Source organism: Microbacterium sp. EF45047, assembly GCF_028472845.1.
GTDB classification, from domain to species: domain Bacteria; phylum Actinomycetota; class Actinomycetes; order Actinomycetales; family Microbacteriaceae; genus Microbacterium; species Microbacterium neungamense.
This window is the reverse complement of record NZ_CP069429.1, coordinates 1307169-1319406: the sequence shown is the minus strand read 5'-3', so window position 1 is coordinate 1319406 and position 12238 is coordinate 1307169. Positions and strand designations below refer to the sequence as shown.

The 12238-nt window shown below is 71.1% G+C and carries 11 protein-coding genes and 4 tRNA genes; 7 read left to right on the top strand and 8 right to left on the bottom strand.

Annotation, left to right across the window (positions count from 1 at the left end):
• Window positions 1–38: 38 nt before the first annotated feature.
• The 3 genes from JRG78_RS06345 to JRG78_RS06335 all read right to left on the bottom strand — a co-directional run bounded on the left by JRG78_RS06345 (window position 39) and on the right by JRG78_RS06335 (window position 336).
• Window positions 39–113 (bottom strand) — tRNA-Val (locus tag JRG78_RS06345).
• Between the two features lie 23 nt (window positions 114–136).
• Window positions 137–207 (bottom strand) — tRNA-Cys (locus JRG78_RS06340).
• Between the two features lie 56 nt (window positions 208–263).
• Window positions 264–336: transfer RNA gene (locus JRG78_RS06335), tRNA-Gly, on the bottom strand.
• Between the two features lie 194 nt (window positions 337–530).
• Between JRG78_RS06335 and JRG78_RS06330 the strand changes: the two genes are divergently transcribed.
• Window positions 531–603: transfer RNA gene (locus JRG78_RS06330), tRNA-Val, on the top strand.
• On the opposite strand, the gene JRG78_RS06325 is transcribed toward JRG78_RS06330, so the two are convergent.
• The 4 genes from JRG78_RS06325 to zapE form a co-directional block, all read right to left on the bottom strand.
• Complete coding sequence (locus JRG78_RS06325; RefSeq protein WP_336297670.1) at window positions 580–1239, bottom strand: MBL fold metallo-hydrolase; 660 nt, start codon at window positions 1237–1239, stop codon at window positions 580–582. The two genes, JRG78_RS06330 and JRG78_RS06325, sit on opposite strands and share 24 nt — an antisense overlap.
• Before the next feature lie 117 nt (window positions 1240–1356).
• Window positions 1357–1944: a type II toxin-antitoxin system PemK/MazF family toxin gene (locus JRG78_RS06320; RefSeq protein WP_259605899.1), complete on the bottom strand. Its 588-nt coding sequence runs from the start codon at window positions 1942–1944 to the stop codon at window positions 1357–1359.
• Between the two features lie 21 nt (window positions 1945–1965).
• Window positions 1966–3204, bottom strand: coding sequence for an ammonium transporter (locus tag JRG78_RS06315; RefSeq protein ID WP_259605898.1), 1239 nt, complete (start codon window positions 3202–3204; stop codon window positions 1966–1968).
• Window positions 3205–3318: 114 nt separating this feature from the next.
• Entirely contained in the window at window positions 3319–4359 is a 1041-nt protein-coding gene (zapE, locus tag JRG78_RS06310; RefSeq protein WP_259605897.1) for a cell division protein ZapE, read from the bottom strand.
• 121 nt (window positions 4360–4480) lie between these two features.
• Between zapE and JRG78_RS06305 the strand changes: the two genes are divergently transcribed.
• Both JRG78_RS06305 and JRG78_RS06300 read left to right on the top strand, forming a co-directional pair.
• Window positions 4481–5377 carry a sulfurtransferase gene (locus JRG78_RS06305; protein ID WP_259605896.1) on the top strand — a complete coding sequence of 299 codons (897 nt, stop codon included), beginning with the start codon at window positions 4481–4483 and terminating at the stop codon, window positions 5375–5377.
• A 19-nt stretch (window positions 5378–5396) separates the two neighbouring features.
• A complete protein-coding gene (locus JRG78_RS06300; RefSeq protein ID WP_259605895.1) occupies window positions 5397–5822 on the top strand; it encodes a SufE family protein in 426 nt (141 codons plus the stop codon).
• Between the two features lie 6 nt (window positions 5823–5828).
• On the opposite strand, the gene JRG78_RS06295 is transcribed toward JRG78_RS06300, so the two are convergent.
• A complete protein-coding gene (locus JRG78_RS06295) occupies window positions 5829–6995 on the bottom strand; it encodes an alpha/beta hydrolase family protein (protein WP_272653206.1) in 1167 nt (388 codons plus the stop codon).
• Between the two features lie 25 nt (window positions 6996–7020).
• Between JRG78_RS06295 and JRG78_RS06290 the strand changes: the two genes are divergently transcribed.
• The 4 genes from JRG78_RS06290 (at window position 7021) to JRG78_RS06275 (ending at window position 12219) form a co-directional block, all read left to right on the top strand.
• Entirely contained in the window at window positions 7021–7602 is a 582-nt protein-coding gene (locus tag JRG78_RS06290) for a DUF3000 domain-containing protein (RefSeq protein WP_259605893.1), read from the top strand.
• Window positions 7595–8791: a ribonuclease D gene (locus JRG78_RS06285; protein ID WP_259605892.1), complete on the top strand. Its 1197-nt coding sequence runs from the start codon at window positions 7595–7597 to the stop codon at window positions 8789–8791. Before JRG78_RS06290 ends, JRG78_RS06285 begins: the two co-directional genes overlap by 8 nt.
• A gap of 72 nt (window positions 8792–8863) precedes the next feature.
• Window positions 8864–10069, top strand: coding sequence for a thiolase family protein (locus JRG78_RS06280; protein ID WP_259605891.1), 1206 nt, complete (start codon window positions 8864–8866; stop codon window positions 10067–10069).
• The gene (locus JRG78_RS06275) at window positions 10066–12219 is read left to right on the top strand and encodes a 3-hydroxyacyl-CoA dehydrogenase NAD-binding domain-containing protein (RefSeq protein ID WP_259605890.1); all 2154 of its coding nucleotides are present in this window, start codon (window positions 10066–10068) and stop codon (window positions 12217–12219) included. Before JRG78_RS06280 ends, JRG78_RS06275 begins: the two co-directional genes overlap by 4 nt.
• The last annotated feature ends 19 nt before the right edge of the window (window positions 12220–12238 follow it).

Here is a 12238-nt window from a genome sequence, read left to right as displayed (position 1 = left end):
GGAGACGACGAAACCCCCGGCGAACCGGGGGTTTCCGGTGGTGCGCGATACTGGGATCGAACCAGTGACCTCTTCCGTGTCAGGGAAGCGCGCTACCGCTGCGCCAATCGCGCCCGTGGGCTATTCAGTTGTGCCGAGGTGGCGACGGGATTCGAACCCGTGTAAACGGCTTTGCAGGCCGGTGCCTAGCCTCTCGGCCACGCCACCGCGAGGTGGATTCGAACCCACATGCCGAAACCCCCCGAAGGGGGCTCCTGCACTCGAGCGGATGACGAGACTCGAACTCGCGACCCTCACCTTGGCAAGGTGATGCGCTACCAACTGCGCTACATCCGCATTTCGTTCCCGGTGTCCCGGGCACTTCCAATACATTAGCCGAGGATCCGCGCATCGCCAAACCGTGACCGGCCCTCGGGCGTGTCTGCGTCGCGCCTCCCCGCCACGCCCGGGACGGCGGCCCGTGTCATGCACGGGCCGCCGATCGGGTATGCTCTTTACCTGTGCCCCCGCGGCACGCGACAACTCCACACGGGCGATTGGCGCAGTTGGTAGCGCGCTTCCTTCACACGGAAGAGGTCATCAGTTCGAGTCTGGTATCGCCCACCGCATCGGAACCCCGGGATCTCCCGGGGTTTCCTCGTCTCCGGCTCGCTCAGCGGATGCCCGCGCGGCGCGCCGCCGTGATCGCTGACGCCACGCCGTCGCGCCAGGGCACCCCGTGGCCGGGTAGCAGCACCGCGGCATCCGCCTCCCGGAACACGTCGAGGGCGTCCAGTGCCTGCGCGCTGTCGGCGGTGGCCGCGCGCGCGACCAGCCGCGCGGCGCCGCCTCCACGCCCCGCACCATCAGGGCGCCGGCGGCCGCCATCGCGGCGAGCACGGGGACCGCGCGCGGGTACCGGATCGGGTACGCGCTCCGCGGCCGCTCGTGCCCGTAGCGGTACGGATGCCGGAGCATCTCGGCGTCCCGCGGATGCACCAGCAGCGGCGTGCCGGACTCGTCCACGAGCCGCCGCGCCATGCCGACGTGGTCGAAATGGCCGTGCGTGAACAGCACCGCGTCGATGTCGCTGCGCCGCGCCCCGAGGTGATCCAGTACGACGTCCAGCACACGCCCCGTCCGTGGCAGGCCGGCGTCGACGAGCGTCATGCCGTCGGGGGTGACCACCAGGTAGCAGTTCACCTCGGCGAGGCCGAGCCGGTGCACTCCCGGCGCGACCTCGTACCATCCGGCCGACATCCTGCCCACGTCAGCAAGGATGATCGCGCTCGTCCCCGCGCGCAGGAGGGTTGTGCGCGCCTGTGCCGGGTGCTAACGGTTCCGGGGCGGCCGCCGCTGTCGCACGGGATCCGGCGGCTACGCCCGCGCCCAGCCGTACCGGCGGATGAGCGCCTCCGCGACGCGTCCGTAGCGCGCCTCGTCGAGCACCGCCGCCTCCCGGCGCATCCCGTCGCGGTGCACGCTGTACAGCTGCTCGATGTCCACCCAGGACTCCCGGCCCCGGCTGTCCCACTCCCCCGACCCGATCCCGATGTAGTCCCGGTCGCCGTCGTGCGGCCGGCTCGTCATCCGCACCGCGTACACCCGGTCGTCCGACTGCCGGCCGATCACGAGCACCGGCCGGTCCTTGCCGCGGCCGTCGCCCTCCTCGTAGGGCACCCAGGTCCAGATCACCTCGCCCGAGTCAGGCAGGCTGTTCCGCGTCGGCGAGTACCCCACGGAGACATCGTCCACCCGCTCGGGCTCGACGCGGATCGTCTCCGATCCCGGCATCCGCCCGGCATCCGCCTCCCCGCCGCGTCGTCCCTCACGCGCGCCGACGCCGTCCGGACGCAGGGTGGCGTTCGGACGGCGCGGCTCGACGGGGGTGGCTCTGGATTCGCGGGACAGGGCCTTGAGGAGGATGCCGGCCAGGGTGGACAGGATGCTCTTGGAGGACGTCACCCCGCCACCCTAGCCGGGCGGTCAGGACTCGGTGAGGACGTATCCCTCCTCGCCGTGGACGACGAAGTCGACGCCGGCGATCTCGTCCTCGCTGGTGACGCGGAAGCCGATCGTCTTCTCGATGGCGAGGCCGATCACGAGCGAGGTGACGAAGGCGTACAGCAGCACTCCCACGCCCGCGATCGCCTGCAGGGCCAGCAGGCGCAGGTCGCCGCCGGTGAAGAAGCCCTGGCCGGTGGCGAAGAAGCCGAGGTACAGCGTGCCGAGCAGACCGCCGACGAGGTGGATGCCGACGACGTCGAGGGAGTCGTCGAAGCCGAGGCGGAACTTCAGCTCGACGGCGAGGGCGCAGGCGACGCCGGACAGCGCGCCCAGCAGCAGGGCCCAGCCGGGGGTCAGGTTCGCGCACGCCGGGGTGATCGCCACAAGCCCGGCCACGGCCCCGGACGCGGCGCCGATCGAAGTCGCCTTGCCCTCCTTGAGCTTCTCCACCAGGATCCAGCCGAGGATGGCGGCGGCGGTCGCGCCGAGGGTGTTGATCGCGATCAGGCCGACCTTGCCCATGTCCTCGGACAGCCACTCGGCGCCGGCGTTGAAGCCGAACCAGCCGAACCACAGCAGGGAGGCGCCCAGCAGGGTGAGCGGCACGTTGTGCGGCTTCTGGATGCCCTTCTGGAAGCCGATCCGCTTGCCCAGCACGATCGCCAGGGCGAGCGCCGCGGCGCCCGCGGTGGTGTGCACGGCCAGGCCCCCGGCGTAGTCGATGACGGCCAGGCCGCTCTCCTCGCCGAAGAGCATGGCGCCCAGGTTCATGATCCAGCCGCCGCCCCACACCCAGGCCGCGATCGGGAAGTAGCCGAGCGTGCCGAACAGGCCGACGTAGATCAGCCACGGGCCGAACCGCGCCCGGTCGGCGATCGCGCCGGAGATCAGGGCCACGGTGATGATCGCGAACGTCGCGCCGTAGGCGATGCCGAGCAGGGCGACGTTGGCGCCCGCTCCGCTCGCCGCGGACACCAGGCCGAAGTCGGCGAACGGGTTCCCGGCGAACTGGCCGGGGTCGTCCACGGCGCTCATCGAGAAGCCGTAGAGGATCCAGAGGACCGCGATCAGGCCGATCGAGCCGAAGCTCATCATCATCATGCTGATCACGCTCTTGGCCTTGACCAAGCCTCCGTAGAAGAACGCCACGCCCGGCGTCATCAGCAGCACGAGCGCCGTCGCGGTCACGGCCCAGGAGATGTTGCCCGGTGCATCCATGTCGAACCTCACTTTCGGGAAGAAGTGAGCTTCAGTGTGTGCCTGCGACGTTTCCGCGGATGGCGGGATGTGTTGCGCGCACGTTACGGCGCGCCCGCGGATGTGACGATCGTGTTACCCGGCGGCGGCGTGCGTGAGCGCGTTCAGCCGGGAGATCGCGCGCAGGTACTTCTTGCGGTAGCCGCCGCCGAGCATCTCCGCGCCGAACACCTCGTCCAGCGGCGTGCCGGTGGCCACGATCGGGATCTGCGCGTCGTACACGCGGTCCACGAACGCGACGAACCGCAGCGCCTCGGACTGGTCGGTGAGCACGTGCACGTCGCGCAAGGCGATCAGGTCGACCCCGTCGATGAGACGGATGTAGCGCGACGGATGCACCTGCGCCAGGTGCCGGATCACGGCGGTGAAGTCGTCGTCGGACGTCGTCCCGTCGGCGGCGCCGTTCGCGACCGCGTGGTCGAAGGCGGTCTGCTCCAGCACGACGGCGTGACCGTCGATCGCGCGCTGGCGGTAGTCGACGCCGTCGATGCGCAGTGTCTCGAAGCTGTCCGCCATCTGGTGGATCTCGCGCAGGAAGTCCTGGGCGGCGAAACGCCCCTCGCCGAGGGCGTTCGGCGGGGTGTTCGAGGTGGCGGCGAGCTTGGTGCCGGAGGTGACCAGCTCGCCCAGAAGCCGGGTCATCACCATGGTGTCGCCCGGGTCGTCGAGCTCGAACTCGTCGATGCACAGCAGGTCGGCACCGCGGAGCAGATCCACGGTGTTCTTGTAGCCGATGGCGCCGACCAGTGCGGTGTACTCGATGAACGAGCCGAAGTACTTCCGGCGGGCGGGGAGGGCGTGGTAGACGGACGCCAGCAGGTGGGTCTTGCCCACCCCGAACCCGCCGTCCAGGTACACGCCCGGCTTCACCGGGGTCTCCTTCGGGGCGCGCCGGAAGAATCCGCCCCGCTTGACCGGCTCGCTCCGCCCCGAGAAACGCTGCAGCTTCTGCTTCGCCTCGTCCTGCGACGGGTAGGCCGGATCGGCGCGGTAGCTCTCGAAGGTCGCGTCGTCGAACTGCGGCGGCGGGACCAGGCTCGCCAGCATCTCGGGACCCGTCACGGTCGGCGTGCGCTCGGTGAGGTGGACGATGCCGGTGCTGGTCGTCGGGGTCATGGGCATCCTGTGTCGAAGTCTTACGATCCGCGTGCGAGGGGTCCGGAGGGGATCTATCGTCGGAGGGGACGGCTCCACACTACGCCGTCTCCCCTGCGCCCGATCACCCTGAGGAGCCTCCGTGACCGTCGAATTCGACACCTCGTCCCCCAAGTTCGCCGAGTACGCGGAGCCGGGTCGCCTGGTGAGCACCGAATGGCTCGCTGCGAACCTCGGTCGCCCCGGCCTGGTCGTCGTCGAATCCGACGAGGACGTGCTCCTCTACGACACCGGGCACATCCCCGGCGCCGTGAAGGTCGACTGGCACACCGAGCTCAACGACCCGGTCGTGCGCGACTACGTCGACGGCGAGGGGTTCGCCGAGCTGCTCAGCCGCAAGGGCATCTCCCGCGACGACACGGTCGTGATCTACGGGGACAAGAACAACTGGTGGGCGGCGTACGCCCTGTGGGTGTTCTCGCTGTTCGGACACGAGGACGTCCGCCTGCTCGACGGCGGCCGCGACCGCTGGATCGCCGAGGGTCGCGAGCTCACCACCGAGGTGCCGCAGCGGGAGCGCACCGATTACCCCGTCGTGGAGCGCGACGACTCGGTGCTGCGGGCATACAAGGACGACGTGCTGGCCTTCCTCGGCCGCGGGCCGCTGATCGACGTCCGCTCCCCTGAGGAGTACAGCGGGGAGCGCACCTCCGCCCCCGCCTACCCGGAGGAGGGCGCGCTGCGGGCAGGGCACATCCCGACCGCGCAGAGCGTTCCGTGGGGGAAGGCGGTCGCCGAGGACGGCGGGTTCAAGACGCGCGCGGAGCTGGAGGAGATCTACCGCGACGGCGCCGGGCTCAAGGACGGCGACGCGGTGATCGCCTACTGCCGCATCGGTGAGCGCTCCAGCCACACCTGGTTCGTGCTCAAGCACCTGCTCGGCTTCCCGGATGTGCGCAACTACGACGGCTCCTGGACCGAGTGGGGCAGCGCCGTGCGCGTGCCGATCGTGACCGGCACCGAGCCCGGCTCGCTCTGACCGTGGGAAAATGGCGGTGATGACCGCCACCCCCGACACCCTCGCGCAGATCCGCGACGACTTCCTCGAACTGCCCGAGAACGAGCGCCTGCAGCTGCTGCTCGAGTTCTCGCAGGAGCTCCCCGCGGTCCCGGACGCGATCGCGCAGCATCCGGAGATGTGCGAACGCGTCGCGGAATGCCAGTCGCCGGTGTACATCTACGTCGAGGTCGACGACGGCGTGGTGACCATGCACGCCACGGCACCGCCGGAGGCGCCCACCACCCGCGGCTTCGCCAGCATCCTCGTGCAGGGGATCACCGGGCTCACCGCTGACGAGGTGCTCGCGATCCCGGACGACTTCCCGCAGAGCATCGGGCTCACCCGCGCGGTGTCGCCGCTGCGGATCGCAGGGATGACCGGGATGCTGATCCGCGCGAAGCGGCAGGTCGCGCAGAAGCGCTGAGGGCGCTCAGCGACCGGAGAGCGGGACGCTCAGACCCTGATCCCGCATCCACGCGGTGATCGCGTCGGTCCACGCCGTCTGGTCGTAGTTCCACAGCTTGGTGTGCCGGGCCCCCGAGAACCGCGGCATCGTGACGATGTCCGGCCGGGCCGCGGCCAGGGCGTGCGACGCGTCCGCGGGCACGAAGCCGTCGTCCTCGCTGTGCAGGATGAGGATGGGCGCCTCCAGCTCGGACGCCCGCGCGACCATGTCCAGCCGGTCGAACGGGATCGCCTCCTCGGCGCCGCTGAGCCGCGCGGTCACCGCGGAGGACAGCACGCTCATCGCCAGCTGCGGCAGCGGCTCGCGCAGGCCGGACTCCCGGGCCTGGAAGCGCAGCACGGTGCGCCAGTCCACGACCGGGGACTCCAGCACCACGCCGGCGATCGCGCCGCGCCGCCCCGACGACACCGCCGCCTGCAGCGCGATGGCCCCGCCCATCGACCAGCCCATCAGCACGACCCGCTGCGCCCCGCGCCGCAGGGCGTAGGCGATCGCGGCGTCCACGTCCCGCCACTCGGAGGCGCCCAGGGCGTAGCTGCCGCCGCGGCTGCGCGGCGCCTCCCCGTCGTTGCGGTAGGAGACGACGAGGGTCGGATGCCCGAGCGCGTGGAACACCGGCACCGCGCGCAGACACTCCGAGCGCGTGGTGCCGCGCCCGTGCACCTGGATCACCCAGGTGGACCAGTCCTCCCCCGGGAAGAGCCACGCCGGGCACGGCCCCGCCGGGCTGCCGATGAGGACGGCCTCCCACGGCAGGTGCAGTTCGCTCGGCGCGGTGTAGTACCAGCCGCTGAAGGCCGCGTCCCGATCCACGCGCGCCCCGGGCTCGATCTGGGTGAGCAGCTTGCGACGCACCCGGCCGGCGTCGGCGCTGAGCACCGCGCCCAGCTTCACGTAGCCGTGGGTGCCGGTGGTGAACAGCCCGTAGCGCCCCGGCAGCTCGGTGTCGGGTGTGCGGCCGAGCTCGATCGTCTGCGCGCCGGTGTCGACCGCGAGGATGACGGTGTCGTTGCGGCGGATGGCGGGCGTGACCACCCGTCGGGCGGTCGCGAACACGGCTGCGGCACCCGCGAGGCCGGCGGCGACGAGGGCGGGTGCGGCCAGCGCTACGGCGTGCCTGAGACTCTTCATCGCCTCCTGACTCTAGCCTGTCACCGTGACCGCCCACCCGGATGCCGCCGCCGCCTTCGAGGAGGCCGCCGCCGAGCTGCGCGCGACGCCGTTCCGCACGGACATCGTCGTCCGCGAGATCCCCTCCCCCTCCGGCCTGGCGCCCTTCGCGCTCGCCCTGGCCGCCGATGTCCGCCCGGACGACCACGGCGACTCGGTGTACGGCACCGGGCGCTTCGTGCTGCTGCACGACCCGGACGAGCCGGGCGCCTGGGACGGCGCCTGGCGCGTCGTCGCCTTCGCTCAGGCGCCGTTGGAGCCGGAGATCGGCACCGATCCGCTCCTGGCTGACGTCGCCTGGTCGTGGCTTGTGGACGCGCTGGAGTCCCGGAACGCGGTGTATCACTCGGCATCCGGCACCTCGACGAAGATGCTCTCGAAGGGCTTCGGCGGGCTCGCCGGCGAGGGCGACGGCGCGCAGATCGAGCTGCGCGCGTCGTGGACGCCGGAGGGGCCGATCCGGCCGCATGTGGAAGCATGGGCGGAGCTGGTGGGGATGCTCGCGGGACTGCCGCCGGGCTCCGAGAACGTCGCCGTGTTCGGCGCGAGGAAGGGCGGACGTGGCTGACTACTCCGTGATCGACGACCGCGCGGAGTTCGAGGCCGCCTGCCGCGCCCTCGCCGCGGGCACCGGCCCGGTCGCGGTCGACGTGGAGCGGGCCTCCGGGTTCCGGTACTCGCAGCGCGCCTACCTGGTGCAGGTGTTCCGCCGCGGGGCGGGCGGCGTGCGGCTGTTCGATCCCCCCGCGCTCGGCGACTTCGCACCGCTGCAGGACGCGATCGGCGACGCGGAATGGGTGCTGCACGCCGCGAGCCAGGATCTGCCGTCGTTGCGCGAGCTCGGCTTGGAGCCGCCGTCGATCTTCGACACCGAGCTCGCCGCCCGGCTGCTCGGTCACGAACGCGTGGGCCTTGCGGCGGTGGTGGAGCGCACGCTGGGGATCGCGCTGGCGAAGGAGCACTCCGCCGCCGACTGGTCGACGCGCCCGCTGCCGGCCGCCTGGCTGGAGTATGCCGCCCTCGATGTGGAGCACCTGGTCGACGTCCGCGACGTGCTCGCCGCCGAGCTGGCAGAGACCGGGAAGACCGAGATCGCCGCGCAGGAGTTCGCAGCCACCCTCGCCCGCGCCCCCAAGGCGCCCCGGGAGGACCCATGGCGCCGGCTCAGCGGCCTGCACCGGGTCCGCGGCGCCCGGAACCTGGCGGTGGCGCGGGAGCTGTGGCTGGCGCGGGAGGAGTACGCGCAGCAGCAGGACGTCTCCCCCGGGCGGCTCGTCCCCGACCGCTCGCTGGTGGCGGCCGTGCTCGCCGCTCCGGCGAGCAAGCAGGCCCTGGCATCCGTCCCCGACTTCACCGGCCGCGCCAGCCGGAGCCAGCTGGACCGCTGGTGGCAGGCGATCGTGCGGGGCCGCGAGAGCACCGAACTCCCGCGCGAGCGCGTGCCCAGCGACACGCTGCCGCCGCCGCGCGCATGGGCCGACCGCAATCCCGAGGCGGATGCCCGACTGAAGGCCGCCCGCCCGGTCGTGGAGCAGCTCGCCCAGGAGCTGAACATGCCCACGGAGAACCTGCTCACGCCCGAGCACCTGCGCCGGATCGCCTGGGAGCCGCCGGCGCCCACTCCGGATGCCATCGGGAAGGCGCTCGAAGAGCTCGGGGCGCGCCCCTGGCAGATTGCGCACACCGCACAGAAGATCTCGGATGCCTTTGTAGAGGCTGCGCAATCGTTCGAGGAGCCCGCCGAGGACGGTTCGTAGGTTCGACCCAACCGATTCCGGCGCCGATTTTCGCCCTCCTAGGCTGGCGGTATCCCAACCTATGGAGGCAGAGTGGCCGAGATCTCGGACGTCTTCTTCGTCGACGGAGTGCGCACGCCTTTCGGGCGCGCCGGCGAGAAGGGCATGTACTGGAACACCCGCGCGGATGACCTCGCCGTCAAGGCGACCATCGGCCTGATGGAGCGCAATCCCGGCGTCCCCCGCGATCGCGTCGACGACGTGGCGATCGCCGCGACCAGCCAGACCGGCGACCAGGGGCTCACGCTCGGCCGCTCGGTGGCGATCCTCGCCGGGCTGCCGCAGACCGTGCCCGGTCTGGCGATCGACCGGATGTGCGCGGGCGCGATGACCGCGGTGACGACCATGGGCGCCTCGATCGGCGTGGGCATGTACGACCTCGCCCTCGCCGGGGGCGTGGAGCACATGGGGCGCCACCCGATCGGCACGAACGCCGACCCGAACCCGCGCTTCGTGGCCGAGAAGATGGTCGATCCCGGCGCGCTGAACATGGGCGTGACCGCCGAGCGCATCCACGACCGGTTCCCGCACCTGACCAAGGAGCGCGCCGACCGGTTCGGCATGCTCAGCCAGCACAAGGTGCAGGCCGCGTACGAGGCCGGCAAGATCCAGCCCGACCTGGTCCCGGTCGCGATCAAGGACGCCGAGGGCGCCTGGGGCCTGGCCAGCGAGGACGAGGGCCGCCGTCCGCAGACCACCATGGAGGACCTGGCCGGGCTGAAGACGCCGTTCCGCCCGCACGGGCGCGTCACCGCCGGCACCTCCTCGCCGCTCACCGACGGCGCCACGATGTCGCTGCTCGCCGGGCGGCAGGCCGTGAAGGAGCTCGGCCTGCAGCCGAAGATGCGGATGGTGTCCTTCGCGTACGCCGGCGTGCAGCCGGAGATCATGGGCATCGGGCCGATCCCATCCACCGAGAAGGCGCTGAAGAAGGCCGGGCTGGACATCTCCGACATCGGGCTGTTCGAGCTGAACGAGGCGTTCGCGATCCAGGTGCTGTCCCTGCTCGACCACTTCGGCATCGCCGACGACGACCCGCGGGTCAACCCGTGGGGCGGCGCGATCGCCCTCGGGCATCCGCTCGCCGCCTCCGGCGTGCGCCTGATGATCCAGCTGGCCGCGCAGTTCGCCGAGCGCCCCGACGTCCGCTACGGCCTCACCGCCATGTGCGTGGGCCTCGGCCAGGGCGGCTCGGTCATCTGGGAGAACCCGTTCTACGACGGAAAGAAGAAGAAGTGAGCTACGACGACATCGACTTCTCGCAGCTGTCGGCCCTCGCCGAGGGCGAGGTGATCACCCACTCGCGGGTGCGCGACATCCGCCTTCCCTCGGGCCGGACGCTGGCGCTGATCACGCTCGACAACGGGCGCGACCACACCCGACCGAACACGCTGGGGCCGGCGACCCTGTTCGAACTCGGCGAGACGCTGGAGGGCCTCAAGGCGCGGGCGGCATCCGGGGAGATCCAGGCCGTCGGCATCACCGGCAAGCAGTACATCCTCGCCGCGGGCGCCGATCTGTCCGACATCAGCAAGGTCGGCTCGAAGGAGAACGCGCGACGGATCGCCCAGCTCGGGCACAAGGTCCTCGGCTCTCTGTCGGAGCTCGGGGTGCCGTCGTTCGCGTTCGTGAACGGCCTGGCCCTCGGCGGCGGCCTGGAGATCGCGCTGAACTCGAGCTACCGCACCGTCGACGCCTCGGCCGCCGCGATCGCCCTGCCCGAGGTGTTCCTCGGCATCATCCCCGGGTGGGGCGGCGCGTACCTGCTGCCGAACCTGATCGGCATCGAGAACGCCCTCGAGGTCGTCATCTCGAACCCGCTCAAGCAGAACCGGATGCTGAAGCCGCAGCAGGCGTTCGAGCTGGGCATCATGGACGCGATCTTCCCCGCCGCGAACTTCCTCGAGGACTCGCTTCGCTGGGCGGACGAGGTCCTCGGCGGGAAGAAGGTCGAGCGGAAGAACCAGCCCGGGAGGATCGAGCGGCTCACCAAATGGCCGATCGCGATCAAGATGGCCCGCGGGATGCTGGAGTCGAAGATCGGCACCGTGCCCCGCTCCCCCTACGTCGCGCTCGACCTGCTCGACAAGGCCAGCAGCGGCACCTCGCCGAAGGATCGCGCCGAGGGCTTCGCCCGCGAGGACGAGGCGCTGGCGGAGCTCGTCACGGGCGACCAGTTCGCGGCATCCATGTACGCCTTCGACCTCGTGCAGAAGCGCGCCAAGCGGCCGGTGGGCGCGCCGGAGAAGGAACTGGCGAAGAAGGTGACCAAGGTGGGCATCATCGGCGCGGGGCTCATGGCCACCCAGTTCGCGCTGCTGTTCGTGCGCAGGCTGCAGGTGCCGGTGCTGATCACCGACATCGACCAGGCGCGCGTGGACAAGGGCGTCGCCTCGATCCACGAGGAGATCGGCAAGCTGGAGGCGAAGGGCCGTCTGGACGGCGACACCGCCGCCCGGCTCCGCGCCCTGATCACCGGCACCACCGACAAGAGCCTCTACGCGGACTGCGACTTCGTGATCGAGGCGGTGTTCGAGGAGGTCGGCGTCAAGCAGCAGGTGTTCGGCGAGATCGAGAAGATCGTGGCCGAGGACGCCGTCCTCGCCACCAACACCTCGTCGCTGTCGGTCGAGGAGATCGGCGCGAAGCTCGCCCACCCGGAGCGTCTCGTCGGGTTCCACTTCTTCAACCCGGTGGCGGTGATGCCGCTGATCGAGATCGTGAAGACGCCGCAGACCTCGGATGCCGCGCTGTCGACGGCGTTCGTGGTCGCGAAGAACCTCGGCAAGAACGCCGTGCTCACCGCGGACGCCCCCGGCTTCGTGGTGAACCGTCTGCTGGCCAAGGTGATGGGCGAGGCGGCGCGCGCCGTGTACGAGGGCACCCCGGTGGCGGATGTCGAGAAGGCGTTCGCGCCGCTCGGGCTTCCCATGGGGCCGTTCCAGCTCATCGACCTGGTCGGCTGGAAGGTGGCCGCGCACGTGCAGGACACCATGGTGCGCGCCTTCCCGGACCGGTTCTACGCGAACGACAACTTCCACGCGCTGGCCGAGCTCGACCAGGTCGTCGAGAAGGACAAGGGCGGCCGGGTCACCGGATGGACGAAGGCGGCGGAGAAGACGCTCAAGGGCGCGGTCGGCTCGACCCCGGCATCCGCGGACACGATCCTTCGCCGCGTGCAGGACGGACTCGCGCAGGAGATCCGGATCATGCTCGACGAGGGCGTGGTGCCGGAGGTCGAGGACATCGACCTGTGCCTGATCCTGGGCGCGGGCTGGCCGTTCATCGACGGCGGCGCCTCCCCTTACCTGGACCGTGAGGGCGCCTCGCAGCGGGTGTTCGGCGACACCTTCCACCACCCGCCGATCCGCGGCATCGCGCAGGCTTGAGCAGGGCCCACGACGGGCG

Coding starts and splice junctions, on each gene's coding strand:
- JRG78_RS06325 (WP_336297670.1), bottom strand. CDS start 1,239: ATGTCGGCCGGATGGTACGAGGTCGCGCCGGGAGTGCACCGGCTCGGC.
- JRG78_RS06315 (WP_259605898.1), bottom strand. CDS start 3,204: ATGGATGCACCGGGCAACATCTCCTGGGCCGTGACCGCGACGGCGCTC.
- zapE (WP_259605897.1), bottom strand. CDS start 4,359: ATGACCCCGACGACCAGCACCGGCATCGTCCACCTCACCGAGCGCACG.
- JRG78_RS06300 (WP_259605895.1), top strand. CDS start 5,397: ATGACCGCCACCCCCGACACCCTCGCGCAGATCCGCGACGACTTCCTC.
- JRG78_RS06295 (WP_272653206.1), bottom strand. CDS start 6,995: ATGAAGAGTCTCAGGCACGCCGTAGCGCTGGCCGCACCCGCCCTCGTC.